Origin of the sequence: Micromonospora mirobrigensis, assembly GCF_900091555.1 — a bacterium.
Taxonomy (GTDB): Bacteria; Actinomycetota; Actinomycetes; order Mycobacteriales; family Micromonosporaceae; genus Micromonospora; species Micromonospora mirobrigensis.
On the sequence record NZ_FMCX01000002.1, the window covers coordinates 100994 to 125097 of the forward strand.

A 24104-nucleotide genomic window follows, 5' to 3' on the forward strand; every position below is an offset into this window, starting at 1 on the left:
GCTTCGCCGACGTGACCGGCCCCCAGGACGTCCCGCCCGAGATCCTCGACCGGCTCCGGCCCGTGTGCCTCGGGTTGCCGGAGACGCACGAGGAGCCGGCGTGGATCGGGACGCGTTGGCGGATCCGCCAGCGCACGTTCGCCCACGTCTACACCGTCGACCCCGACCACCCGGCCGCCCACGCCCAAGCCGCCGACGGCGACGAGCCGGTCTGCGTGCTGACCTTCCGCTCCTCCGGCGACGAGCTCGCCGCGCTGGTCGGCGGCGGCCACCCCTTCTTCAAACCGGACTGGGGCGCCGACGTCATCGGCATGCTGCTCGACGACGGTGTCGACTGGGCGGAGGTCGGCGAGCTGCTGACGGAGAGCTACTGCCTGCGGGCGCCGAAGAAGCTGGCCGCCCGGGTCGACCGGCCGGCCGAGCTCGGCGCCTCCTCCGATGGCCCGCTCGGATGACGACCAAGGTCGACTTCAGGAAGGCCCTCGACGCGTACCAGGCGCAGCAGGGTCGCTTCCGGGTCGTGGACGTGCCGGACCTGACCTACCTGATGATCGACGGCCACGGCGACCCGAACACCTCGGCCGCCTTCGGCGAGGCCGTGCGGACGCTCTATCCGGTGGCGTACAAGCTCAAGTTCGCCAGCAGACGGGAGCTCGGTCGGGACTACGTCGTCCCGCCGCTGGAGGGGCTGTGGTGGGCCGAGGAGATGGCCTCCTTCACCGCGGCGCGGGACAAGTCGCGGTGGGACTGGACGCTGATGCTCATGGTCCCGGCGTGGATCAGCCACCCCCTGGTCAGCACCGCGATCGAGCAGGTCCGGGCGAAGGACGCGCCGGCGCGGCTTCCCGACGTGCGGTTGGAGACCCTGTCGGAGGGGCGGTGCGTGCAGACGCTGCACGTCGGCTCCTTCGACGACGAGGCGGACGTCCTCGCGCACCTGCACCACGAGGTCATCCCCGAGCTGGGGTTCCGGATGACGGGCATCCACCACGAGATCTACCTCAGCGACTTCCGCCGGGTCACGCCCGAGCGGCGACGGACCATCCTCCGGCAACCGGTCACCGTCGGAGCGGTCCATGGCGGGTGGGGGCGGGGTGCGTGATGCGGCGGCACCCCTTCCATCTGCTGTTGTGGAGCCTGCCATGGTGATGAGCGACCAGGACGTCGTGCACCTGATCGAGTCGGACGCGGAAGCGATGGCGGTGCTGCGGGCCGCGGCCGGCCTCGACCTGCCGGACTGGTGGATCGGCGCCGGCTTCGTTCGCAACCGCGTCTGGGACGCGATCAGCCACCTGCCGCCGGCTCCGGCGCGCGACGTTGATCTGGCCTACTTCGACCCGGTGAGGAGGGACCCACGCGACGACGCCCGCGCCGAAGCCCGAGCCACGGCGGCCCTGCCCGGCGTGCCGTGGGAGATCCGGAACCAGGCGCGGATGCACCTGCGCAACGACGTCGAGCCCTACCCGAGCACGCTGGACGCGATATCGCGCTGGCCGGAGACCGCGACGTGCGTCGCGGTCACGCTGCGGGGCGACTCTGTCCGCCTGGTGTCCTGTCACGGGTTGGCTGATCTCGTCGGCATGGTGGTTCGGCCCTCCCCCGCCTTCCGCAACGCTGCGGGCCGCGCGCTGGTACGGCGCCGCGTTGAGGTCAAGGGGTGGCGGGACCGGTGGCCCGAACTACGGCTGGAGATCTAGTAATGACCCACATCCATCAGCGCGCCAGCCCACCGGGGTTCGCACCCCACACCGTCAACTGCGCGTGGTGCGACGGCGACCCCGCAGTCGAGTTGGCCGTCGGCCCTCCGGCCAGCCTCGCGCCCGGGGGTGCGTCACTTCTCCACCAGGACGCTCGACCAGTTGAACCGCTCGCCCCACTCCCCGTAGGCGTACTCCCAGCGGAGCGGCTCCAGATACAGCGTGGGTGTATAGGAGGTCACCTGCGTCGAGACCCGGGTCAGCGTGCAGTAACTGTTGTAGGTCCCGGAGTCGGCGCTCAACGGATAGGCGACACAGTTCCAGTCGTAGTCGTCACCGGCGAGCGTGATGTCGCGACTGTTTCCTTTTGGATACACCCCGTCCCATTTGTTCGACCAGTTGTAGGTGCCCGACCGCAGGGTGATCCGTCGGTTGTAGATCGGCAGAAGAATGACCGTCCCGTGGGACGACTTGTCCTCGGCGCCGAGGAACAGGTTGTTCCGGGTGATGATGGGATTGGCGGCGTAGGCTGGCGCGACCGCCCCTGCGAGCACTGCTACGAGCACGGCGGTGACAGCAGCCACCCTGGCCATGAACCTCTTCACGCTCTTACCCCCCGTAGTTCGGGTCACCTTTTTTGATCGACACCGGACACTGTAGAGGCGAGCTTAACCGGAACCTGCCGTCGACGGGGACCGACAAATCGACGTAAACCATTTTTCTGGTGTCACCGAAATGCCACCGCTTCCGTCCACCGCGGCAACGTCCACCCATTGTCGCTCAAGGCGCGGCAACTCCCGGCGGGTCGCCCGGCAGGTGCGGAGATGGATGGGTCTGGTTGACCGCCGGTACGACGTCGGTCTCGGCCAGCAGGTTCTCCGGCGCCCGGCAGGAGGCGATGGTCCGGTCGAAGACGGTCGGCACGGCCTGGTGCGGGATGAGCAGGTCGATCTGCTCGACGCCCAGCTTCCGGGCGCTCCGGTCGAAGGCGTGCAGGGTGGCGTCGTACCCGTGGTCGGTGACCCAGACCCTGGTCTCGACGAAGATCTCGTCGCGGGCGATGCCGGGGAGGCGGATGGCCTCGCCGGTGAGTGTCGGGGTCACGGATGCTCTCGCTCTCTGCGTGGGGTTGTCAGTGCTGGTTGGCCCGCTGGTACGGGCCGTCGGTGACCGGTTCGAGCCAGGTGGTGGGGTCCTGGCCGCCGGGCAGCGCCTCGAGCATCGCCAGGTGGCTCATGAACGTGTCCGCCGTGGCGCCGTGCCAGTGCTCCTCGCCAGGCGGACAGACGACGGTCTCGCCGGCGTGGATGCGTAGCACCGTCCCGTCGCGGGTGCCGACCAGGCCGACGCCCTCGGTGACGTGCAGGGCCTGGCCGACGGCGTGGGAGTGCCAGTTCGTGCGGGCGCCCGGGGTGAACCGGACCAGCGAGACGCTCATCCGGGACGGCTCGGTGCCGGTGTGGATCGGGGTCAGGTAGACGTCGCCGGTGAAGCGGGAGGCGGGCGTCTTCACCGTCGGGCTGACGGGCCTGAGTTCCATGGTGCGCTCCTTGTCTGTCGGTGGGGGTCAGGGGCGCAGCAGCGCCTTGACGGCGCGCCGCTCGTCCATCGCCCGGTACGCCTCGGCGGCCCGCTCCAGCGGGAGGTGGAGGTCGAAGACCCGGCCGGGGTCGATCTGCCGGTTCATGATCCGGTCGACGAGGTCGGGCAGGAATCGGCGCACGGGCGCGGGACCGCCGTGCAGGTGTACGTGGGAGAAGAACAGTTCCATGCCGGGCAGCTGCACGTCGTGGGCGACACCGACGTAGCCGACATGTCCACCGGGGCGGGTGGCGTGGATGGCCTGCATCATGGCCTCCTGGGTGCCGACGGCCTCGATGACCGAGTGCGCGCCGAGCCCGTCGGTGAGGTCCTTGATCCGGGCCACCCCGTCGGCGCCGCGCTCGGCGACGATGTCGGTGGCGCCGAAGTCGGTGGCGAGCTTCTGGCGCGCGGCGTGCCGGCTCATCGCCATGACGCGTTCCGCGCCGAGCTGCCGGGCCGCGAGCACGCCGAGCAGCCCGACCGCGCCGTCGCCGACCACCGCGACCGTCCTCCCCGGCCCGGCCTGGGCGGCCACCGCGCCGAACCAGCCGGTGCCGAGCACGTCGGAGGCGGCCAGCAGGCTCGGGACGAGGTCGTCCGAGGGCATGCCGCCGGTGGCGACCAGGGTGCCGTCGGCCAGGGGTACGCGCATGTGCTGCGCCTGCGCGCCGCCCACGCCCTCGCGGTGTACGCACGAGCTCTGGTACCCGGAGCGGCAGATCTCGCAGGTGTTGTCGGAGGCGAAGAACGACCCGATCACGAAGTCGCCGACGGAGACGGTCCGTACCTCGTCGCCGATCTCCTCGACCACCCCGACGTACTCGTGCCCCATCGGCCGCGGTCCGTCGATCTTCTCGATCCCCCGGTACGGCCACAGGTCGGAGCCGCAGACGCAGGCGGCGGCCAGCCGGATGATCGCGTCGGTCGGGGCGAGGATCCTCGGGGCGTCGAGATCCTCGACCCGGACGTCGCCGGGGGCGTGCAGGACAGCGCCTCGCATGATGGTTCTCCTTCGGTCGCAGGGACGTCGAGCGGACGCCGTCCAGGTAACCCCGTTCGCGGACCGGCAGGGAGTTCCTGTGGAGAGGTGTACCGACAGGGCACCCCTGCCGCCCGCGCGGCCACGTACGGTCGAGGTCATGGACAACCGCACCGAGGTCCGCGAGTTCCTCGTCTCGCGGCGCGCCAAGATCAGCCCGGAGCAGGCCGGCCTGCCGGCCGGCGGGACCCGCCGGGTGCCGGGGCTGCGCCGCAGCGAGGTCGCCCTGCTGGCCGGCGTCAGCATCGAGTACTACTCGAAGCTCGAACGCGGCAACCTCGCCGGGGTCTCCCCCTCCGTGCTCAACGCCATCGCCCGCGCGCTCCGACTCGACGACGCCGAACGCGCCCACCTGGTCGACCTCGCCCGCGCCGCCGACGGCAGCAGCGCGCTGATGCGCCCCCGCCGCCGTACCCCGAAGCAGTGGACGGTGCGGCCCAGCCTCCAGTGGGCCCTCGACGCGGTCACCGCCGGCCCCGCGTTCGTGCGCAACGGCCGGATGGACCTGCTCGCCACCAACCAGCTCGCCCGGGCCTTCTACGACGAGGTGTACGCCCCGTCGCACCAGCCGCCCAACCTGGCCCGGTACACCTTCCTCGACGACCGGGCCCGCCGCTTCTACCCGGAGTGGGACCTGGTCGCCGACATCAGCGTCGCCATCCTGCGCACCGAGGCCGGCCGCGACCCACACGACAAGGACCTGCACGACCTGGTCGGGGAGCTCTGCACCCGCAGCGACGAGTTCCGGCGGCGCTGGGGTGCCCACGACGTCCGCCACCACGGCAGCGGCGCCAAGACCTACCACCACCACATCGTCGGCGACCTCACCCTGGCCTACGAGGGTCTGGAGATGGCCGCCGAACCCGGGCTCACCCTCACCGTCTACACCGCCGAACCGGGCTCACCGTCCGAGGACGCGCTGCGTCTGCTCGCCTCGTGGGCGGCCTCCCGGGAAACGGACATCAAGGCCGACACGGCGCGCTGACCCGGCGCGTACTCCCTGGGGCGCCCTGCCGATACACCTCTTCACCGAGACTTCCTCGGGTGCGGACCCCGCCGTTGACTGGTGGGGCCGGCCAGCTCGGTTCACGTCCGGGCGCCGGCGAGCCGATCAGCATCGAAAGGACACCATGAACCCCCGCTACGACTTCACCGGACAGGTAGCCCTGGTCACCGGCGCCGGCTCCGGCATGGGCCTGGCGACCGCCCGCGCGTTCGCCGCGGCCGGCGCCGCCGTCGCCCTCACCGACGTCAACCGGGACGCGCTCCAGCAGGCCACCGCGACGCTGAGCGCGGCCGGCCACCGGGTGCTCGGCGTGCCGTGCGACGTCGCCGACGAGGCCGACGTCGCCGCCGCCGTCCGGGCCACGGTCCGCGAGTTCGGCCGGCTCGACATGGCCTTCAACAACGCCGGCATCCAGGCGCCGCCCACCGACGCCGCCGACGAGGACGCCGCAGTCTTCGACCGGGTCAACGGCATCAACCTGCGGGGCGTGTGGGCCAGCATGAAACACGAGCTCGTCCAGATGCGGTCCCAGGGCAGCGGCGCCATCGTCAACTGCTCGTCGCTCGGCGGGCTGGTGGGGCTGCCCGGACGCGCCGCGTACCACGCCGCCAAGCACGGCGTGATCGGCCTGACCCGCAGCGCCGCCCTGGAGTACGCGCCGCGCGGCGTCCGGATCAACGCGGTCTGCCCCGGCACCATCGCCACCCCGATGGTCACCGACATGATCGACAAGGGTGAGCTCGATCGGGCCCAGGCCGTCGCCGACCAGCCGATCAACCGGCTCGGCGAACCGGAGGAGATCGCGGCGGCGGTGCTGTGGCTGTGCAGCCCCGGCGCCAGCTTCGTCGTCGGTGTCGCCCTGCCCGTCGACGGCGGCTACACCGCCCGGTGACGTCCACCTTCGGCGCCGGTCAGGACGGCGCCAGCGGCGAGCCACCAGGGACCGGGTGCGGGGTTGCTAGTCTCCGGATATGCCGGTCATCGATCGCCCCGCGCCCGCGCCCGACATCGCGTGACGCCCAACCTGCGCCGGTCCGTCCGGGCCATCGTGCTCGACGAGGACGACCGGATACTCCTGTGCCGGTTCGTCCTCCCGCACCCGGTGGTGCCGGATCAGACGACGGCCGTGTGGGCGGCACCCGGCGGCGGCATCGAACCGGGCGAGGACCCGCTGACCGCCCTGCGTCGAGAACTTCGCGAGGAGACAGGCCTCACGATCCCCGTGGACCCACCGCACGTGTGGCACCAGACAGTCGTCGCCGCCGACCACGCGCCTGGATTCGACGGCATCATCAACGACTACTTCCTCGTCCGCGCGAGCCACTTCCAGCCGCGCGGCGAGCTGACCGACGATCAACTCGCCGCCGAGAACCTGGACGGGTTCCGCTGGTGGCAGCTCTCGGAGATCGTCGGCTACGCCGGCGGTGAGCTGTTCTCGCCCCGCGACCTCGCCACCCCGCTGACGGCGCTCCTCACGAAGGGTCCACCGACGCATCCGGTCCGACTCGGCCTCTGAGGGATGTCTCCTAACTGCCCTACCGGCAGGACTGGCTGAAGTTCTCCGGGGGCGGAGACCTCGACCAGATGCGTGCCCCTGGTCTGAAAGCCCTGGGGCAGGTACGCCCGGCCACGGCCTGTAGGCCGGTGGCGCTCGCCAGAGCCGACGCAGCGGAAGCCAGGTCGACCAACGGCCCGGCGACGAGGGCCCCGTTGGGCATGTGCACTCCCGCGTTGGTGGCTACGAAGCGCCAAGCCAGCAGCACCGGTGGCCAAACTCCTGGCAGCCGAATGCCGGTCGCCCGATCCACCGCCACTGGGCCTCGACCGCGTGCAGCTTCCGGAGCGCGTCCTGCCGACAGGCGCCACATAGAGTCGCTTGCATGGATCTTGATGCAGAGCTCGTAGCGGCCGTCCGTGCGGCCGATCCGTCGGCTGTGGCGAAAGCGCTCGCGGACGGCGCCGATCCTGACTCCGCCGCCAGCCGCTTCACGACCACCGTGCTGTCCGAGGCGGCAGGTACGGGGCTGTTGGAGATCGCCAGGTTGCTGGTGGACGCCGGGGCGTCGCTGCGGGCAAGGAGGCCGCGGTACCAGTCGCCGCTGCGGTCGGCGGTGAGCAATGGCCACCTCGACGTCATCCGACTCCTCGTCGACCGTGGCGCCCTCGATGTCGAGGGCACCGACCGGGGCAGCCTTCTCGCCACCGCGCTCGCCGCCACCTGGCACCGACCCCGGGCCGCGGCCGTGGAGGTTCTGCGCTACCTGCTCGAACTCGGTGCCGGGGCCGCGCCCGGCGAGGAGGTCCCGATCGTGCAGGCGCTGCTGGGATCGGCCGCTCCCGCCACGATCCGCGTGCTGCTCCACCATGGCGCTGACCCGAACTCGCGGCGTTCCGACGGCACCCCGGCGCTCGTCCTGGCCGCGCGGCGCGGTGACCACGCCGCCGTTGACGTGCTACTCACCGCAGGCGCTGATCCGAACGCGGCCGACGGCCACGGGCATACCGCGCTGATGCACGCCATCGAACGGAACGAGCGGGCCGTGAGCACCGCGCTGTTGCTGGTCGGCGCCGACCATGTCGGCGCGCTCGACATCGCGCGGGGCTGGCAGCGGCAGAACGTCCAGTTCCAACTTGGCGAGATGAGCGTTGGCCTGGACGACATACCGATCATCCGGACGGCCGTGCGGCTGCATCCCACCGGGTACGAGCTGCGCGGCGATCCGGTGGAGTTCCGCCGCTGGGGGCGGCTTGTCGCGTGTGCGGCCGAGGAACTGGGCGATGACGAGTGGGATGCGCGGACCGGCACCCCGTACGCGCTGGCCCAGGCCGTTGCCCGCAGGCTCGTCGCCGATCCCGCCAAGTGCCCCACGGCATCCTGGCACCGCGTCGAGCTGTCCCGGGCCGAGCTGGCCACCGTACGGCAGGCATTCGTGGAGCTCGCCTACGCGGTCCGGGTCCCACTGCCGGACGGCCTCGGGCAGGAGTATGTCCACGATGCGCTCGACGAGCTTGATGCCCAGTTGCCCTGACGCGCGTCCGAGGCCGGCGTTGACACTGGACCAAAGGCCGCCGCCGACGAGGCCGGCCGGCAGCGCAAGGACGAGGTGGTACGCGTCAGCGGTCGCGGCGGCAGCCGACGAGCAGCCGGGCCACCATGTCCTGCGCGTGCGCCCGCTCGTAGCCCGGCCCGAGGATGCACAGGTTCCCCACGGCGCGCATCAGCGTGTGCGCCGTGACCCCGGGATCGATCTCGTCGGCCGCCACGCCCGCGGCGATCAACGACGCGCAGGCCGGAACGAGCTTGTCGAGCATCAGGGTGTGCAGCGCGAGCAGGCTCGGATCCTCGGACTGCAGGGCGACGCCGAGCCCGTGCTTGGTCACCAGGAACTCCACGAACGCGTCGATCCAGCGGGCCAGCGCCTCGGCGGGCGCGATCGGCTCCCGGCGCAGCGCGGCGGCCAGCTCCACGCACTCCTCGATCTGGTGGCGGTACACCGCGGTGACCAGTTCGGCCCGGTTCGGGAAGTGCCGGTAGACCGTGCCGAGGCCCACGCCGGCGCGGCCGGCGATGTCGCGGATGGGCGCCTGTACGCCCTGCTCGACGAAGACGGCGGCGGCAGCGGCGAGCAGCGCCTCGCGGTTGCGTCGCACGCCCGCCTGCCGGGTGCCTGACGACTCGGTCACAGTCCTCCCCCTTGTTGGCGGAACATTGTTCCGCTAAGTTTGGCGGAACAGTGTTCCGGCCAAGTATGGCAGAACTCCCCTGGCCACAGAAGGCAGGCGTCAGCATGCGCAGCGCAGCACCCGCACCGCGGATCGTCGCGGTCAAGCCCATCTCCGTACCCACCACCGGACGGGACATCGACCTCCAGGTCAAGGTCACCGCCCCGGCGTCCGGCCACGACCTGCCGGTGATCGTCTTCTCCCACGGCAACGCCTGGTCGATGGACGGATACGAGCCGCTGGTCGACCGGTGGTCGGCCGCCGGCTTCGTCGTCGTACAGCCGACCCACCTCGACTCCCGCCGTTACGGCATCGGGTTCGACGACCCGCGCTTCGGCACCATCTGGCGGGTCCGGATCGCCGACCTGCACGCCGTCCTGGACAACCTCCGCGACGTCCTGACCCAGGCCGGACTGTCCGACCGCGTCGACCTGGACCGTGTCGCCGCCGTCGGGCACTCCTGGGGCGGGCAGACCGTCGGCACCCTCCTCGGCGCCCGCGTCCTGGACGCCGACGGCGTGCCCGGCGAGGAATTCACCCATCCCGCGGTGAAGGCCGGTGCGCTCATCGCGGCGACCGGCACCGGTGACTCGCTCACCCCGTTCGCCGCGGAGCACCTGCCGTTCATGCGGCCGGACTACTCCACGATGACCACGCCGGCCCTCGTCGTCGCCGGCGGCCGGGACCAGTCGGCGATGTCCACCCGCGGGCCGGACTGGTTCACCGACGCGTACCACCTCAGCCCCTCCCCCAAGAGCCTGCTCACCGTCACCGACGGGGAACACACCCTCGGTGGGGTCGCCGGTGAGAAGGTCGCCGAGACCAGCGACGAGGATCCGACCCGGGTCGCCCTGGTCGCCGACGCGGTCTCCGCGTACCTCCTCGACGCCCTCGACCTCGACGGCGCCGCCTGGAAGACGCTCGTCGAACGTGCCGGGGCCAGCGACGGGGTCTACCACGTCGAGCACCGGTAGGACCGGGGCCCGCCGGGCCGGGGACCACCCCGGCCCGGCGGGCCTGGTCGATGCAGCGGCCGGGCCGGTTCAGTACGGTCCAACGACCCGCCCTCCCCGACCAGCGCGACCGTGGCGCCCTCCCTCCCGCCGGTGGGGCCGCGACGATCGCACAGTGATCGATCGGACCACACGATGACCGACGCCGCCTGGCAACCGTTCGCCACCCCGCTGCACTACCTGGGACTACCGGCCAGCCTCACGCCGCCGATCTGGCGGGAACGCCGCGCCGGCGCCGAGCTGGCTGCCCTGATCGCCGCGCGTCCCGCCCCACCGGCCCCACCCGAGCCGGGCGCGCCGGTGCTGGTCGTCCCCGGCTTCGCCGCCGGTGACGACAACGTGTCGCTGCTGCGCGACTGGCTGCGCGACGGTGGCTGGGACGCTCGGCCGACCGGGCTCAGCGACGGACGGCGCTGCTCCAGCCGTGACCTGGCCGTGGTCGAGGACACGTTGGTACGCGTGCACGCCGAGACCCGCCAGCCCGTCACCCTGGTCGGTCACAGCCGCGGCGGCATGTTCGCCAAGGCCCTCGCGGTGCGCCACCCGGACCGGGTGCGGGCGCTCGTCACCCTCGGGGCGCCGCTGACCGACCCGTTCGGCGTGCACCTGGCGGTACGACTGTTGACCATCTGGATGGCGATGATGACCCGCCTCGGCCGCCGCGACTGGGTTCGCAACTGCCCCTTCGGTGAGTGCTGTCGCCAGGTCCACGACGACGTCCTGGCAGCCGTCCCGGCCCACCTGCCGTTCACCTCCATCGCCAGCCGCAGCGACGGCATCGTCTCGTGGCGCGCCGCCCAGGACCCCGGTGCGCACTGCGTCACGGTGGACAGCTCCCACGGCGGGATGGTCGCCCACCCGGGCGTCTGGGCGGCTGTCGCGGAGGCGCTGACCACCTGCGGACCGGCGCGTCGACCCCGGTGACCAGCACGTCGCGCTGACTGGACGGCCCGTCGACTCGTCACCGGTCAACCGTGGCGGGCCGGCGGGCCGCGTCCGGGGCGAACAGCGAGCCATGGACGACGACCCCGAGGATTGCCTGCTCGGTTGCCCCGCTCTGGCCGCCGGCGTGCCGTGGCCTCTCGCGGTCTTCCCCGGCGGGCTGCTGCTGCGTCACCACGGCGCCATCGCCGCCGGCGGCAGCGTCGATCCCGCCGACGACGCGGCCGCCGGGACCGCCGCACACGCCCGTCAACCGCAGGCTTCGGCTCGGCCCTCGACACCTCGTCGAGCATCACGTGCCCCATCCCGGGACTCTCCAACCCCCCGACATGCGAATCGCTAGACGTGATGCATAATTCATGCAAACCTGTTCGTGTGTTGCTGTTGTGGGAGGGCCGCCGACGATGACCACGCCGGAGCTGTCGAAGACCAACGGATCGACCGGCACGACGGGGGCGCCCGTGCCGGTGACGGTTGCCCGGGGCGACGGGATCGGCCCGGAGATCATGGACGCCACCCTGCGGGTGCTGACCGCCGCCGGAGCGCGGCTGGCCGTGGAGGAGATCCAGATCGGGGAGGCGGTGTACGCCCGGGGCCACAGCGCCGGCATCGAACCGGGCGCGTGGGAGTCGCTGCGCCGCACCCGGGTGTTCCTCAAGGCACCGATCACCACCCCGCAGGGCGGCGGGTTCAAGTCGCTGAACGTGACCATCCGCAAGTCGCTGGGGCTGTTCGCCAACGTGCGCCCCTGCGTGGCGTACCCACCCTTCGTGCCGACCCGGCATCCGAAGATGGACGTGGTGATCGTGCGGGAGAACGAGGAGGACCTCTACGCCGGCATCGAGCACCGACAGACCGACGAGGTCACCCAGTGCCTGAAGCTGATCTCCCGTCCCGGGTGCGAGCGGATCGCCCGGTACGCCTTCGAGTACGCCCGCCGGCACGGCCGGTCCAAGGTCACCTGCATGACCAAGGACAACATCATGAAGCTCACCGACGGGCTGTTCCACCGGGTCTTCGACGAGGTGGCCGCCGACTACCCCGACCTCGTCGCCGAACACTGGATCGTCGACATCGGCACGGCGAAACTGGCCGACACCCCCGAGGCCTTCGACGTGATCGTCACCCCCAACCTCTACGGCGACGTGCTCTCCGACGTCGCCGCGCAGATCGCCGGCTCGGTAGGGCTGGCCGGTTCGGCCAACGTCGGCGAGCACGCGGCGATGTTCGAGGCCATCCACGGCTCCGCCCCGACCCTTGCCGGCCAGGACGCCGCCAACCCCTCCGGGCTGCTGCTCGCGGCGGTGATGATGCTCGTCCACATCGGTCAGCCCGAGGTCGCCGAGCGCGTCCACAACGCCTGGCTGGCCACTCTGGAGGCGGGCGTCGCGACCGCCGACGTCACGGGACCCGGCGTCGGTCCGGTCGGCACACGGGCGTTCGCCGACGCCGTCATCGACCGACTCGGCCAACAGCCGACCACCCTGCCGGCCGTCACCTACCCGGCCGGGCAGCCGCAGCTCGCCGTCCCGACGGCCACCGCCCGCCCGGCGCCGGCCAAGACGATGGACGGGGTGGACGTCTTCCTGCACCACGACGACCGCGACCCGGACGCGCTGGCCGCCCTGCTGCGCGAAGCCGGCGACGGCGTCGGGCTGGACCTCACGATGATCACGAACCGTGGGGTGAAGGTGTGGCCCGACGGGCTCCCCGAGACCTTCTGCACCGACCACTGGCGGGCCCGCTTCCAGTCGTCCCGGCCGGGCGCGGCGTCCCGGGCCGAGGTGGTTGACCTGCTGCGCCGTCTCGACCGCGCCGGGCTCGACTTCGTCAAGACCGAGGGCCTCTACCGCTTCGACGGCGAACCTGGCTACTCCCTCGGCCAGGGCCAGTGATGACGGCCGGTGACCGGCTCCCCCTGTCGATGGCAGGGGGCGGAACCCTTGTCGGATTCGCGTCGCTGACCTGCGATTTCTTGTCCAGTGGCAAGGGTCGCGGACGCCCCGGGTACTAGTAGCGTTCACGTCGTGGATGACAACATGGGGGCATCCCGGTCGGGCCGCACAAGGCGCCCCGCCGCGACGGCGACCATCCTGGCCGCCGATTTCACCGCCGCGACCGTCACCGCCCTCCGACATCGGCTGAAGGCGTCGGTGACCACCGCGGGACTCACCGGCGACAGCGGCGACGACTTCGTCCTGGCCGTGCACGAGCTGGTCACCAACGCCGTCCGCCACGGCGGCGGTCGGGGCCGTCTCACGCTGTACCGCACCGACGACGTGCTCGTCTGCGAGGTCAGCGACGATGGCGACAGCGCCGCGGAGCTCCCGGTGCAGCTGCCCGCCACGGACATCCCCGGCGGACGAGGGCTGTGGCTCGCCCATCGGTTCACCGAAGGGCTCATCCTCACCCGCGGCGTGTCCGGCGTCACCGCCACCGTGACCGCCTGCCTCACCCCCGCCGAGCACCCCCGTCTTCCCGGCGACGAAGCAGCCGACCCGGTCCCGAGTACGCAGGAGGACGAGAGGTGCTGAACGGCGACCCCACCTGGCAGCACCGGCTCCTCGCCGAGCAGGACCACACGGTGCTGGCGCTGAGCGGGGAGATCGACGTCAACGGAGCCGGTCAACTCCTGGACCTCCTGCTGCACGCGACGGCCCGCAGCGCACGCGTGGACGTCGACCTGCAGGCCGTAGAGTTCATCGACTCCACCGTGATCAGCGCCCTCATCACCGCCCACCGCACCGCCTTGGCGGCCGGGAGGCAACTCGCCGTCGTCAACCCGACCGGGCACGTCGCGCGCACCCTGCGCATCACCGGCGTGCTCGCCGCACTCTCGGGTGACCGGGAGAACCAGAGCTCGACCGAGGCACCTGCCGGCGACAAGGGGGGCTCACCGTCGCGCTGACGGGGCCCGCCTCAGTCCTCGCCGCGTCGCGCCTTGGCGCGGCGGGTCGCGGCGCTGGCCAGGTGGAGCGCCACACCGAGGGCGATCAGCATCAGCCCGCGCAGCCACACGTCGCCGTCCTGGCGGGCCAGCAACACGCCGCACGACGCCAGGGCTAGCACCGGCAGCACCACGGGCGTACGGAAGTGCTCGTGGTCGACCCGGTCACGCCGCAGGACGAGCACGGCGACGTTGGTGCTGACGAACACCACCAGCAGGAGCAGGACCACGGTGTTGGCGAGGGTCTCCAGGTCGCCGGTCAGCGCCAGGGCCATCGACGCCGCGGTGGTGACGAGGATGGCGAGCCAGGGGCTGCGTCGGCGGGGCAGCACGCGGGCCAGCGGCCGGGGCAGCAACCCGTCGGTGGCCATCCCGTACGTCAGGCGGCTGGTCATGATCGAGGTGAGCAGCGCGCCGTTGGCCACGGCGATCAGCGCCACCAGGCTGAACACCCAGGTCGGCAGCCCGATGTCGGCCACCCGCACCACCTCGAGCAGCGGGCCGGACGACTCCGTGAGCTGCCGGGTCGGCACGACGGCAGAGACGGCGAGCCCGACCAGGACGTAGACGACACCGGCGGTGAGCAGACCGCCGAAGAGCGCCCGGGGGTAGTTCCGCGTCGGGTTCACCGTCTCCTCGGCGACGTTCGCCGAGGTCTCGAACCCGACGAAGGAGTAGAAGGCGAGCAGCGCCGCGCCGAGCACCGCGGGCAGCGCCGAGGTGCCCTCGGGCAGCTGAACCACCCGACCGAGGTCGCCGTCGCCGCGGCCGAGCACCAGGGCGCCGAGGGCGATGATGAACAGCAGACCGGACAGCTCGATCACGGTCATCACGACGTTGGCGCCCAGAGACTCGGAGATGCCCCGCAGGTTCAGCGCCGCCACCACGGCCAGGAACACCAGCGCGGCCGGCACGGCGGGCACGTCGAGGAACGAGGTGAGGTACTCGCCGGCGAACGCCAGCGCCAGTCCCGCCACGCTGACCAGCCCGGCCGCGAGCATGCAGAAACCGACGACGAAGGAGACCAGCCCGCTGCGGTACGCCCGGTGGGCGAAGACCGCCGCCCCACCGGCCTTCGGATACTTGGTGACCAGTTCGGCGTACGACGCGGCGGTCAGCAGCGCGAGCAGCAGGGCCACCGCGAGCGGCAGCCAGATCATGCCGCCGGCCTCGGCGGCCATCTCACCCACCAGGGCGTAGATGCCCGCGCCCAGCACGTCACCGAGGATGAACAGGTACAACAGTCTGCCGCTGATCGCCCGCTTGAGCGTGGTGCCCCGCTCATCGGCCTGCACCGCGCGGGCGTCCGCTGTCATCGCCATGCCCGACTCCCTACCCGGGGGTGCGGTGGTGAGTCGGCAACATTCTGTGGCGTCGGGCACTGCGCTCGTCCCGCGCCGGCCACGTCTCCGGCAGGGGTGGCGGGCGGCGGGCTCCGTCCAGAATCATCGATCCGCTCAATGTCACGTGGGGGCCATCGTCATGACCGGCCCGTACCCGGGTCAACAGCCGCAGCCGCGAGGCCCGGGAAGGCGGTGTGACCTGCGCTCGGACCGGCGCGATATGGTCCGAAGTCCCGGCCCGGCCGGTCACGGGCGGGACGGGCAGGCGCGACGCGGCTCACCGCGCCCGCCCGGATTCGGCGAGCGGAACAGGGGGTACCGGGTGCGGGTGTCTCATACCGGTAACTACGACCATGGCGCCGGCACACCCGGCTACGGCGGTCAGCCCGCCCGTGCGGCGGCGAAACCGCGCAAGCGGCGCCGGCTGCCCGTCGTGCTGGCGGTACTGGCGCTGCTGCTCGGCTCCGGACTGCTCGCCGGCACCTACTACGTCGACAGCGTGCCCACCCCGACGGATCTGAAACTGCCGGAGTCGACCACCGTCTACTACGCCGACGGCAAGACCCCGATGGCGACGTTGGGGGCGGAGAACCGGACGATCGTGCCGTACGACCAGATGAACGACTCCGCCAAGGAGGCGATCGTCGCCGCGGAGGACCGGACGTTCTGGAAGAACCAGGGCATCGACTTCTCCGGGGTGCTCCGCGCCGCCTGGTCGAACGTGACCGGCGGCCAGCGGCAGGGCGCGTCGACCATCACCCAGCAGTACGCCCGGGTGGCCGCCGACCTCAAGGGCGTCACCTACTCCCGGAAGCTGCGGGAGGCGGTGGTCGCCTGGAAGCTCGACGACAAGTACTCCAAGGAGGAGATCCTCGGGTTCTACCTGAACACGGTGCCGTTCGGCCGGGGCGCGTACGGGATCGAGGCCGCCGCGCAGGCGTACTTCGGCAAGACGGTACGCAAGGACGCGCCCGCGGCCCGGCAGCTGACCGTGTCGGAGGCGATGGTGCTCTGCGCGATGGTCAAGCAGCCCGAGGCGAACCCGGACGACCCGCAGGGCCAGCCCGGTTACGACCCGGCGCGCGGGCCGAAGGCGAAGCAGAACTCGATGGACCGGTGGGGATACATCCGCGACGGCATGGTCAAGCTCGGCTACCTCAGCCCGCAGGAGGCGGCGAACCTGGCGTACCCGGACTCCGTGAAACCGATCGACCGCAAGGCCCGGCAGTCCGACGGCGCCCGGCCCACCGGCCTGGTGGTCAAGCACGTGCTCAGCGAGCTGCGGCAGACCCCGCAGTTCAAGGACAAGCCGGCCGACTACATCCGCGACGGCGGGTTCAGGATCGTCACGACGATCGACAAGCGGGTCCAGACCGCCGCCGAGAACGCCGCCGACATCCGCCGGGACACCGCACCGGAGCAGGTCCGCGGCCAGCCGAAGAACTGGCAGGCCGCGCTGGTCTCCGTCGAACCCGGCACCGGTCGGGTGCTCGGCTACTACGGCGGCAACGACGGCGAGGGCGCCGACTACGCCGGCTGGTACTACGACGAGGACGGCCAGGCCGTCGGCTTCGGCGCCCATCCGCCGGGCTCCTCGTTCAAGGTGTACGACCTGGCGGCGGCGGTGGAGAACGGCGTCTCGGTCAGGAAGCACTTCGACTCCCCCGACACCAAGGAGTTCCCCGAGTCGGGACGGACCAAGGCCAGCCCTGCCGGCCCGATCCGCAACGCCGAGAAGGCCCCCTGCCAGCCGGACTGCGCGCTGTGGGAGGCCACCGTCGCCTCCCTGAACGTCACCTACTTCGAGCTGACCGAGCTGCTCGGCGTCGACAAGGTGATCGACATGGCGACCAAGGCGGGCGTCGAGTCGATGTGGGCCAACGTCAAGGGTGAGAAGCAGCCCAAGCGGGTGGACCTGCGCGGCAGGAGCGGCGCCGACGTCGCCGGGCAGTTCACCACCGAGGTGGGCCTCGGCCAGTACGGCATCACCGTGGCCGACCACGCCAACGGCATGGCCACCTTCGCCGCCGGCGGCAAGCGCGCCGAGGCGCACTTCGTCCGCCTGGTCACCAAGGGCGACGAGAAGCTTTACCAGGAGAAACTGGTCACCACCGACATCGGCCTCGACGAGGAGGCCCAGGCCCAGCTGGACTGGACGCTGCGCCAGGTCCGGGCCGCGAAGCTGGACAACGGCTGGGACTCCGCCGGCAAGACCGGCACCTGGCAGTCGGGGCAGAGCCTGACCGAGAACGCCCACACCTGGATGGTGGGCTGGACGGGCGCCCTGTCGGCCGCCGTGTGGTTGGGCACCACCGACGGCAAACCGCTGCGCACCACCGACGGCAACAACAACGTCTTCGGCTCCGCCGGCGCGGCGCCGATCTGGCGGCAGTTCCTGGAGCAGGCGACCGAGGCCATGAAGCTCGACCCGGACAAGTACCGATTCGTCGAGCCGAAGTTCCCCGACGACGCTCCCCCGCCGAGCACGTCGACGCCGCAGCCCAGGCCGAGCACGGCCGAGCCGACGCCGAGCAGCGCGTCACCGACGCCGTCGACGTCGCCGCGTACCCCGTCGCCGACGCCGTCGCCGAGCAGCGCGTCGCCGTCGCCCCGGACGACCAGCCCGTCGCCGACGAACAAGCCCCGGCCGAGGCCGTCGACGAGCCGGTCGTCGTCGCCGAGCCCGTCGGCCACCGCGGAGCCGACGCCGCTGCTGCCGCTGCCCCGCTGACCGGCCCGTCGGTGGTGGCCGCCCTCCGCGGCGGTCGCCACCGGCGGGTGCGGTTGCTGGGAAACGTCGGTGGGGCGTGGCACGATCAGGCAGGTGAGCAGCCGAACCGACGAGGCGCAGCGACTGCGCGACCTGGCGCTGCTGCGCCGGGTCCGCGACCGGATGGACCGGGAGTACGCGCAGCCGCTGGACGTGGAGGCCCTCGCCCGTGGCGTGCACATGTCGGCCGGGCACCTGAGCCGCGAGTTCCGCCGCGCGTACGGTGAGTCGCCGTACGGCTATCTGATGACCCGGCGGATCGAGCGGGCGATGGCGCTGCTGCGCCGGGGCGACCTGAGCGTCACCGAGGTCTGTTTCGCGGTCGGTTGCGCCTCCCTGGGCACCTTCAGCTCCCGCTTCACCGAGTTGGTGGGCGTGCCGCCGAGCGTCTACCGGGCGCAGATGGCGGAGGCGACGGCCGAACCGCCGGCCTGCCTGACCAAGCAGGTGACCAGACCGGTCAGGAATCGAGAAGCCAGGTCCGGCACGCCGGAACTAGCGTGACCGGCATGGACGTCACCATTCACTACAGCTTCCTGCCGCACACCGACCCGGATGCCTCGCTGGCCTTCTACCGCGACGCCCTCGGCTGGGAGGTGCGCAACGACGTGGGCCGGGGCACGATGCGGTGGATCACGATCGGCCCGAAGGGGCAGCCGGGCACCTCGGTCGTGCTGACCCCGCCGGCCGTGGACCCGGGGATCACCGAGGACGAGCGGCGTACCGTCGCCGAGATGATGGCCAAGGGCACGTACGCGATCATCGCCCTGGCCACCGATGACCTGGAGGGCGCCTTCGAGCGGCTGGTGGCCAGCGGCGCCGAGGTGGTCCAGGAGCCGACCGACCAGCCGTACGGGGTCCGCGACTGCGCCTTCCGCGACCCGGCGGGCACCCTGATCCGCATCAACCAGCTGCGCTGAGACCGACGGCCCCGGCGGCCGCGAGGAGATGGAGATTCGATGAGTACGGCCCCCGCCACCGACCCGCGGTCGCCGGCAGCGCACGTCGCGGACAGCCACGACCTGATCCGTGTGCACGGCGCACGGGAGAACAACCTCAAGGACGTCAGCGTCGAGATCCCGAAGCGCCGGTTGACGGTGTTCACCGGGGTCTCCGGGTCGGGCAAGAGCTCGCTGGTGTTCGACACGATCGCCGCCGAGTCGCAGCGGATGATCAACGAGACGTACAGCGCGTTCGTCCAGGGGTTCATGCCGTCGCTGGCGCGACCCGAGGTCGACGTGCTCGACGGGTTGACCACCGCGATCATCGTCGACCAGCAGCGGATGGGGGGCGATCCCCGCTCCACCGTCGGCACGGCCACCGACGCCAACGCCATGCTGCGCATCCTGTTCAGCCGCCTCGGCGTGCCGCACATCGGCTCGCCGCAGGCGTTCTCCTTCAACGTCGCCTCGATCCGGGGGGCCGGCGCGGTCACCATCGACCGTGGCGCCGGCGTGACGAAGGAGCGCCGGGAGTTCAGCATCACCGGCGGCATGTGCCCGCGCTGCGAGGGCCGGGGCAGCGTCCAGGACTTCGACCTGACCCAGCTGTACGACGACAGCAAGAGCCTCAACGAGGGCGCGCTCACCGTCCCCGGCTACAGCGTCGACGGCTGGTACGGGCGGATCTTCCGCGGCTGCGGCTTCTTCGACCCGGACAAGCCGATCCGGAGGTTCACCAAGCGGGAGCTGCACGACCTGCTGCACAAGGAACCGACCAAGATCAAGGTCGACAACGTCAACCTGACCTACGAGGGACTGATCCCCAAGATCAAGAAGTCGTTCCTGGTCAAGGAGGTCGACGCGCTCCAGCCCCACGTACGGGCGTTCGTGGAGCGGGCGATCACCTTCTCCACCTGCCCCGACTGCGCCGGCACCCGGCTCAACGAGGGCGCCCGGTCGTCGAAGATCAGGGGCGTCAACATCGCCGACGCCTGCGCCATGCAGATCAGCGACCTGGCCGAGTGGGTACACGGCCTTGACGACCGCTCCGTCGCGCCGCTGCTGACCTCGTTGCAGCACACCCTCTCCTCGTTCGTGGAGATCGGGCTGGGCTACCTCAGCCTCGACCGCCCGGCCGGCACCCTCTCCGGCGGCGAGGCGCAGCGGGTCAAGATGATCCGACACCTCGGGTCGGCGCTCACCGACGTCACCTACGTCTTCGACGAGCCGACCATCGGCCTGCACCCGCACGACATCCGGCGGATGAACGACCTGCTGCTGCGCCTGCGGGACAAGGGCAACACCGTGCTGGTGGTGGAGCACAAGCCGGAGACCATCGCGATCGCCGACCACGTCGTCGACCTCGGCCCGCGCGCCGGCACCGAGGGCGGCGAGGTGGTCTTCGAGGGCACCGTCGACGGGCTGCGGGCCAGTGGCACGCTCACCGGCCGGCACCTCGACGACCGGGCCCGCCTCAAGCCCTCGGTGCGTACGCCCTCCGGCGCGCTGGAGGTGCGCGGCGCGAGCACCCACAACCTGCGCGACGTCGATGTCGACCTGCCGCTGGGCGTGCTGGTGGTCGTCACCGGAGTGGCCGGCTCGGGCAAGAGCTCGCTCATCCACGGCTCGGTCGCCGGCCGCGACGGGGTGGTGGCCGTCGACCAGGCGCCGATCCGCGGTTCCCGGCGGAGCAACCCGGCCACCTACACCGGGCTGCTGGAGCCGATCCGCAAGGCGTTCGCCAAGGCCAACGGGGTCAAGCCCGCGCTGTTCAGCGCCAACTCCGAGGGCGCCTGCCCGACCTGCAACGGCGCCGGGGTCGTCTACACCGACCTGGCGATGATGGCCGGCGTGGCCACCACCTGCGAGGAGTGCGAGGGCAAGCGGTTCCAGGCCGAGGTGCTCGGCTACACCCTGGGCGGCAAGGACATCAGCGAGGTGCTCGCCATGTCGGTCACCGAGGCCGGCGAGTTCTTCGGCGCCGGCGCGGCGAAGCTCCCGGCGGCGCACGCGATCCTGACCCACCTGGCCGACGTCGGGCTGGGCTACCTCAGCCTCGGCCAGCCGCTCACCACGCTCTCCGGCGGGGAACGGCAGCGGCTCAAGCTGGCCACCCGGATGGGCGACAAGGGCGGCGTGCTGGTCCTCGACGAGCCGACCACCGGCCTGCACCTGGCCGACGTCGAGCAGTTGCTCGGCCTGCTGGACCGGCTGGTCGACGCCGGCAAGTCGGTGATCGTCATCGAGCACCACCAGGCCGTCATGGCGCACGCCGACTGGATCGTCGACCTCGGTCCGGGCGCCGGACACGACGGGGGCCGGGTGGTGTTCGAGGGCACTCCGGCCGACCTGGTGGCCGCCCGGTCCACCCTCACCGGGGAGCACCTGGCCGCGTACGTGCAGGGCTGAGGGCCTACCGTGGCGGCGTGCCGCGCATCGAGTTGACCACGGACGTCAAGGCAGTCCCGGAAGCCGTCTTCGACGCCTGCCTCGACGTCGACCTGCACACGAGGTCCATGGGGACCAGCCGCGAACGGGTGGTCGGCGGCGTGATGACCGGCCAACTGAAGGCCGGCGACGCCGTCACATGGGAAGCCAGGCACTTCGGCCTTCCCTGGCGGATGACCGTTCGGATCACCGAGCACCGAAGGCCGTACGGCTTCACCGATGAGCAGACCGAAGGCCCGTTCGGCCGGTGGCGCCATGAGCACAGCTTCACGCCGAACCCGGGCAACCCGTCGGCGACGGTGATGCGGGACGTCATCGACTTCACCGCGCCGATGGGACCCCTCGGCCGCCTCGTGGCTCACCTCGTCCTGCGGCCGTACCTGCAACGCCTCATCGCACGCCGCAACGCCTGTCTCGCCGCCAGCCTGGCAGAGCTTCCACTCCCGGCCGGTGAGGAGGCGAACACGTGAGGTCGCCGCACAGCGAGCAGCTGTGCCGGAGTTCCGCGTCTTCTGGATCTTGGTAGCCGCCGGTCGGGTGGGGTGAGTAGGGTGCTCGCCATGATCGAGGACGCCGGATGCCGTTGACCAATCCGTGGCTGGCCGGGCCCACGCCGACCGGACGGCTCGACCGTGACCGGCTCGAGGAGCGCATTCTCCACCTACTGTCGTCGCAGAACATGTGCGTGCTCGCGACCACGGGGCCGGACGGGCCGCTGGCCACCCCGGTGCGGTACTACCCCCTCGGCTTCGCCGTGCTGTTCACGGCCGCGCCGCGTTCACCGAAGATGCGCAACATCGCCCCACTGGCTGCGACGTGAGGGGTTCGCGCCCCGGCAGTTCTGGAAGCGCTGAGGATCCTCGACCACCCCGTCGTCAGGTCGACTTGACGTCAAGGAAGCCTGACGGCAGGATGGGTCGCATGGTGACTCCCGACAGCATTGAGCGTGACTTCACCCTCCTGACCGCGGTCGCCCGCTACGAGCAGCTCCGGACCCGGGACGCCCTGGCCCCGGCCTTCGACGCCACCTCCGACGACGACCAGCCCTACGACGCGGAGGCCGCGCCGCTCACCCGGGACGAGGCCCTGGAACTGCTCGCCCTCGGCGAGTTGATCGCCCGCAAGGCCGCCTACGGCCGGCAGCTGGGAGTGCGTACCGCCCGGGCGACCGGTGCCTCCTGGTCGCAGATCGGCGGTGCGCTGGGCACCAGCAAGCAGTCCGCCTGGGAAACCCACACCCGCTGGATCGACGAGCAGGCCGCCCAGCAGGACAGCGACGACGGATGGCCGGATGCCGCCCGTACCCCCGCCGGGGTGTGACGGATGCGCCGCAGAGACCAGGAGGGACCGGGTGCGGCGGGTGGCGGTCCTCAGTCGGTGGACAGGCCATAGCGCGCGGCGATGTCCTCGGAGCGGGACCAGCGGCTGTAGGTGGGCGACTGCGGCCAACCCGCCGGGGAGTCCTGCCACTCCTCCTGCCGGCCGTAGGGCAGCAGATCGATCAGCGGGAAGGTGTAGTTGAGCTGCTCGGTTCCACGGCCGGTGGTGTGCCAGGTGCGATACACCGCATCGCCATCGCGGAGGAAGACATTGACCGCGAACCCGCCGCCGGGTGGCGCGCCGACGTCACCGCCGAACGGACTGTCCGCGGTGGAATACCAGGTCATCACGTTGCCGACCCGACGCTTGTACGCCAGCGCCTCGTCGATCCGGCCCTGCGTGACGATGACGAACCGGGCGTCGTAGGCGTCCAGCGCCTCCAGCCGGGTGAACTGCGAGGTGAACCCGGTGCAGCCGGGGCACTGCCACCGCTGGCCGGGAGACCACATGTGGTTGTAGACGATCAGTTGCGCCCTGCCGTCGAACACGTCGACCAGCCGAACCGGGCCCTGCTCGCCCTCCAGGACGTAGTCGGGCATCCTCACCATCGGCAGCCGTCGGCGCTGGGCGGCGATCGCGTCCAGTTCCCGCGTCGCTGCCTTCTCCCGGACCCGCAACGCGTCGAGTTCACGCTGCCAGGTGGCGGCGTCGACGACGGGGGGCAATGCTGCGGCGGTCATGCTGTCTCCCTACTGGTCATGGGTTCGACCTTCCGCAGAGGTTGACCGCCCACGCCCGTCGAACTAATCGGTACGCAGACATCCGATCCCCGCGCGCCCGCAGCCGGGCCCGACGGTCGCCTACCATCCCTTGCATCGGCAGGTTCGAGCGGACCGGGGTCGCCCATGATCGGTCGGTTGCACCACGTGATCCTCGACTGCCCCGACCCCGCCGCGCTCGCCGAGTTCTACTCGGCGCTGCTCGGTCTGCCGGTCACCTACCGCAGCGCCGACTTCGTGGTGGTGTCCCGCAACGACACCACCTCCGGCATCGCGTTCCAACTCGCCCCCGGCCATCGGCCACCCCGCTGGCCGGATCCGGCGCAGCCACAGCAGATCCACTTCGATGTCATGGTCGACGACCTCGGCCAAGCCGCCACGGCCGTACTGGCGCTCGGCGCCACGGAACTGTCGGGCCGAAACCACGTCTACGCCGACCTGGCCGGCCACCCCTTCTGCCTGATCAACCGGCCGTCCTGGGCACCGCCGGTCCGCCCGGAACGGGACGGCCCACCGCCGGTCGATGCCTCCTCATGGGCCGAGCCGCGGTGA

The 24104-nt window shown here is 71.4% G+C and carries 26 protein-coding genes and 1 pseudogene; 20 read left to right on the forward strand and 7 right to left on the reverse strand.

Annotated features, from left to right (window positions below):
- Positions 1–11: 11 nt before the first annotated feature.
- The 3 genes from GA0070564_RS07880 to GA0070564_RS07890 are packed head-to-tail and all read left to right on the forward strand — an operon-like array spanning position 12 to position 1697.
- On the forward strand, positions 12–455 hold the full coding sequence (locus GA0070564_RS07880) for an MmcQ/YjbR family DNA-binding protein (protein ID WP_091604987.1): 444 nt from the start codon (positions 12–14) through the stop codon (positions 453–455).
- Positions 452–1102: a GyrI-like domain-containing protein gene (locus tag GA0070564_RS07885; protein WP_091604990.1), complete on the forward strand. Its 651-nt coding sequence runs from the start codon at positions 452–454 to the stop codon at positions 1100–1102. The genes GA0070564_RS07880 and GA0070564_RS07885 overlap by 4 nt, the downstream gene beginning before the upstream one ends.
- 40 nt (positions 1103–1142) lie before the next feature.
- Complete coding sequence (locus tag GA0070564_RS07890; protein WP_091604992.1) at positions 1143–1697, forward strand: nucleotidyltransferase family protein; 555 nt, start codon at positions 1143–1145, stop codon at positions 1695–1697.
- Between the two features lie 134 nt (positions 1698–1831).
- Here GA0070564_RS07890 and GA0070564_RS07895 read toward each other — a convergent pair whose 3' ends face one another.
- The 4 genes from GA0070564_RS07895 to GA0070564_RS07910 form a co-directional block, all read right to left on the reverse strand.
- Positions 1832–2302: a hypothetical protein gene (locus GA0070564_RS07895; RefSeq protein ID WP_091604996.1), complete on the reverse strand. Its 471-nt coding sequence runs from the start codon at positions 2300–2302 to the stop codon at positions 1832–1834.
- Between the two features lie 175 nt (positions 2303–2477).
- A complete protein-coding gene (locus tag GA0070564_RS07900) occupies positions 2478–2801 on the reverse strand; it encodes an aldo/keto reductase (protein ID WP_091604999.1) in 324 nt (107 codons plus the stop codon).
- A 28-nt stretch (positions 2802–2829) separates the two neighbouring features.
- On the reverse strand, positions 2830–3237 hold the full coding sequence (locus GA0070564_RS07905) for a (R)-mandelonitrile lyase (RefSeq protein ID WP_091605002.1): 408 nt from the start codon (positions 3235–3237) through the stop codon (positions 2830–2832).
- A 27-nt stretch (positions 3238–3264) separates the two neighbouring features.
- Positions 3265–4281 carry a zinc-dependent alcohol dehydrogenase family protein gene (locus GA0070564_RS07910; RefSeq protein ID WP_091605005.1) on the reverse strand — a complete coding sequence of 339 codons (1017 nt, stop codon included), beginning with the start codon at positions 4279–4281 and terminating at the stop codon, positions 3265–3267.
- Positions 4282–4420: 139 nt separating this feature from the next.
- Here GA0070564_RS07910 and GA0070564_RS07915 point away from each other — a divergent pair, with 139 nt between their 5' ends.
- The 4 genes from GA0070564_RS07915 to GA0070564_RS07930 all read left to right on the forward strand — a co-directional run bounded on the left by GA0070564_RS07915 (position 4421) and on the right by GA0070564_RS07930 (position 8355).
- Positions 4421–5305 (forward strand): helix-turn-helix domain-containing protein, encoded by an 885-nt coding sequence (locus tag GA0070564_RS07915; protein WP_091605008.1) that lies wholly within the window; start codon positions 4421–4423, stop codon positions 5303–5305.
- Positions 5306–5450: 145 nt separating this feature from the next.
- Positions 5451–6218, forward strand: a complete 768-nt coding sequence (locus GA0070564_RS07920) for a glucose 1-dehydrogenase (RefSeq protein WP_091605011.1) — start codon at positions 5451–5453, stop codon at positions 6216–6218.
- 120 nt (positions 6219–6338) lie between these two features.
- Positions 6339–6842 (forward strand): NUDIX hydrolase, encoded by a 504-nt coding sequence (locus GA0070564_RS07925; protein ID WP_091605014.1) that lies wholly within the window; start codon positions 6339–6341, stop codon positions 6840–6842.
- A 364-nt stretch (positions 6843–7206) separates the two neighbouring features.
- A complete protein-coding gene (locus GA0070564_RS07930) occupies positions 7207–8355 on the forward strand; it encodes an ankyrin repeat domain-containing protein (protein ID WP_091605017.1) in 1149 nt (382 codons plus the stop codon).
- 85 nt (positions 8356–8440) lie between these two features.
- On the opposite strand, the gene GA0070564_RS07935 is transcribed toward GA0070564_RS07930, so the two are convergent.
- Entirely contained in the window at positions 8441–9010 is a 570-nt protein-coding gene (locus tag GA0070564_RS07935) for a TetR/AcrR family transcriptional regulator (protein WP_091605020.1), read from the reverse strand.
- A gap of 104 nt (positions 9011–9114) precedes the next feature.
- Here GA0070564_RS07935 and GA0070564_RS07940 point away from each other — a divergent pair, with 104 nt between their 5' ends.
- The 5 genes from GA0070564_RS07940 (at position 9115) to GA0070564_RS29230 (ending at position 13912) form a co-directional block, all read left to right on the forward strand.
- The gene (locus tag GA0070564_RS07940; RefSeq protein WP_091605023.1) at positions 9115–10023 is read left to right on the forward strand and encodes an alpha/beta hydrolase family protein; all 909 of its coding nucleotides are present in this window, start codon (positions 9115–9117) and stop codon (positions 10021–10023) included.
- Between the two features lie 174 nt (positions 10024–10197).
- Positions 10198–10986, forward strand: a complete 789-nt coding sequence (locus GA0070564_RS07945; RefSeq protein WP_091605026.1) for an alpha/beta fold hydrolase — start codon at positions 10198–10200, stop codon at positions 10984–10986.
- A gap of 422 nt (positions 10987–11408) precedes the next feature.
- Entirely contained in the window at positions 11409–12899 is a 1491-nt protein-coding gene (locus GA0070564_RS07955; protein ID WP_091605031.1) for an NADP-dependent isocitrate dehydrogenase, read from the forward strand.
- Between the two features lie 144 nt (positions 12900–13043).
- Positions 13044–13538: an ATP-binding protein gene (locus GA0070564_RS07960; RefSeq protein WP_091605034.1), complete on the forward strand. Its 495-nt coding sequence runs from the start codon at positions 13044–13046 to the stop codon at positions 13536–13538.
- A complete protein-coding gene (locus GA0070564_RS29230) occupies positions 13532–13912 on the forward strand; it encodes an STAS domain-containing protein (RefSeq protein ID WP_176730596.1) in 381 nt (126 codons plus the stop codon). The genes GA0070564_RS07960 and GA0070564_RS29230 overlap by 7 nt, the downstream gene beginning before the upstream one ends.
- Before the next feature lie 11 nt (positions 13913–13923).
- On the opposite strand, the gene GA0070564_RS07970 is transcribed toward GA0070564_RS29230, so the two are convergent.
- Positions 13924–15273 (reverse strand): APC family permease, encoded by a 1350-nt coding sequence (locus tag GA0070564_RS07970; protein WP_091605037.1) that lies wholly within the window; start codon positions 15271–15273, stop codon positions 13924–13926.
- Between the two features lie 349 nt (positions 15274–15622).
- On the opposite strand from GA0070564_RS07970, the gene GA0070564_RS07975 reads away from it, so the two are divergent.
- From GA0070564_RS07975 to GA0070564_RS08005, 7 genes and pseudogenes are all read left to right on the forward strand, one after another.
- A complete protein-coding gene (locus tag GA0070564_RS07975) occupies positions 15623–18025 on the forward strand; it encodes a transglycosylase domain-containing protein (protein ID WP_245669863.1) in 2403 nt (800 codons plus the stop codon).
- A 162-nt stretch (positions 18026–18187) separates the two neighbouring features.
- Positions 18188–18568 carry a helix-turn-helix transcriptional regulator gene (locus GA0070564_RS07980; protein ID WP_218104912.1) on the forward strand — a complete coding sequence of 127 codons (381 nt, stop codon included), beginning with the start codon at positions 18188–18190 and terminating at the stop codon, positions 18566–18568.
- A gap of 5 nt (positions 18569–18573) precedes the next feature.
- Positions 18574–18984, forward strand: coding sequence for a VOC family protein (locus GA0070564_RS07985; protein ID WP_091606926.1), 411 nt, complete (start codon positions 18574–18576; stop codon positions 18982–18984).
- 39 nt (positions 18985–19023) lie between these two features.
- A complete protein-coding gene (locus GA0070564_RS07990) occupies positions 19024–21414 on the forward strand; it encodes an ATP-binding cassette domain-containing protein (RefSeq protein ID WP_091605046.1) in 2391 nt (796 codons plus the stop codon).
- A gap of 17 nt (positions 21415–21431) precedes the next feature.
- Positions 21432–21923, forward strand: a complete 492-nt coding sequence (locus GA0070564_RS07995) for an SRPBCC family protein (RefSeq protein ID WP_091605049.1) — start codon at positions 21432–21434, stop codon at positions 21921–21923.
- Positions 21924–22030: 107 nt separating this feature from the next.
- Positions 22031–22255: pseudogene (locus GA0070564_RS08000) on the forward strand (pyridoxamine 5'-phosphate oxidase family protein); the annotation flags it as partial.
- Between the two features lie 119 nt (positions 22256–22374).
- Positions 22375–22773, forward strand: coding sequence for a hypothetical protein (locus GA0070564_RS08005; RefSeq protein WP_176730597.1), 399 nt, complete (start codon positions 22375–22377; stop codon positions 22771–22773).
- Positions 22774–22823: 50 nt separating this feature from the next.
- Here GA0070564_RS08005 and GA0070564_RS08010 read toward each other — a convergent pair whose 3' ends face one another.
- A complete protein-coding gene (locus GA0070564_RS08010) occupies positions 22824–23513 on the reverse strand; it encodes a DUF899 domain-containing protein (protein ID WP_091605052.1) in 690 nt (229 codons plus the stop codon).
- Between the two features lie 165 nt (positions 23514–23678).
- Between GA0070564_RS08010 and GA0070564_RS08015 the strand changes: the two genes are divergently transcribed.
- Positions 23679–24104, forward strand: a complete 426-nt coding sequence (locus tag GA0070564_RS08015; protein ID WP_091605055.1) for a VOC family protein — start codon at positions 23679–23681, stop codon at positions 24102–24104.

Excerpts from the sequence above, each read along its gene's own strand:
- GA0070564_RS07885 (WP_091604990.1), top strand. The coding sequence starts at position 452 with ATGACGACCAAGGTCGACTTCAGGAAGGCCCTCGACGCGTACCAGGCG.
- GA0070564_RS07890 (WP_091604992.1), top strand. The coding sequence starts at position 1,143 with ATGGTGATGAGCGACCAGGACGTCGTGCACCTGATCGAGTCGGACGCG.
- GA0070564_RS07905 (WP_091605002.1), bottom strand. The coding sequence starts at position 3,237 with ATGGAACTCAGGCCCGTCAGCCCGACGGTGAAGACGCCCGCCTCCCGC.
- GA0070564_RS07910 (WP_091605005.1), bottom strand. The coding sequence starts at position 4,281 with ATGCGAGGCGCTGTCCTGCACGCCCCCGGCGACGTCCGGGTCGAGGAT.
- GA0070564_RS07915 (WP_091605008.1), top strand. The coding sequence starts at position 4,421 with ATGGACAACCGCACCGAGGTCCGCGAGTTCCTCGTCTCGCGGCGCGCC.
- GA0070564_RS07920 (WP_091605011.1), top strand. The coding sequence starts at position 5,451 with ATGAACCCCCGCTACGACTTCACCGGACAGGTAGCCCTGGTCACCGGC.
- GA0070564_RS07930 (WP_091605017.1), top strand. The coding sequence starts at position 7,207 with ATGGATCTTGATGCAGAGCTCGTAGCGGCCGTCCGTGCGGCCGATCCG.
- GA0070564_RS07940 (WP_091605023.1), top strand. The coding sequence starts at position 9,115 with ATGCGCAGCGCAGCACCCGCACCGCGGATCGTCGCGGTCAAGCCCATC.
- GA0070564_RS07945 (WP_091605026.1), top strand. The coding sequence starts at position 10,198 with ATGACCGACGCCGCCTGGCAACCGTTCGCCACCCCGCTGCACTACCTG.
- GA0070564_RS07955 (WP_091605031.1), top strand. The coding sequence starts at position 11,409 with ATGACCACGCCGGAGCTGTCGAAGACCAACGGATCGACCGGCACGACG.
- GA0070564_RS07960 (WP_091605034.1), top strand. The coding sequence starts at position 13,044 with ATGGGGGCATCCCGGTCGGGCCGCACAAGGCGCCCCGCCGCGACGGCG.
- GA0070564_RS07970 (WP_091605037.1), bottom strand. The coding sequence starts at position 15,273 with ATGGCGATGACAGCGGACGCCCGCGCGGTGCAGGCCGATGAGCGGGGC.
- GA0070564_RS07980 (WP_218104912.1), top strand. The coding sequence starts at position 18,188 with ATGGACCGGGAGTACGCGCAGCCGCTGGACGTGGAGGCCCTCGCCCGT.
- GA0070564_RS07985 (WP_091606926.1), top strand. The coding sequence starts at position 18,574 with ATGGACGTCACCATTCACTACAGCTTCCTGCCGCACACCGACCCGGAT.
- GA0070564_RS07990 (WP_091605046.1), top strand. The coding sequence starts at position 19,024 with ATGAGTACGGCCCCCGCCACCGACCCGCGGTCGCCGGCAGCGCACGTC.
- GA0070564_RS08005 (WP_176730597.1), top strand. The coding sequence starts at position 22,375 with ATGGTGACTCCCGACAGCATTGAGCGTGACTTCACCCTCCTGACCGCG.
- GA0070564_RS08010 (WP_091605052.1), bottom strand. The coding sequence starts at position 23,513 with ATGACCGCCGCAGCATTGCCCCCCGTCGTCGACGCCGCCACCTGGCAG.
- GA0070564_RS08015 (WP_091605055.1), top strand. The coding sequence starts at position 23,679 with ATGATCGGTCGGTTGCACCACGTGATCCTCGACTGCCCCGACCCCGCC.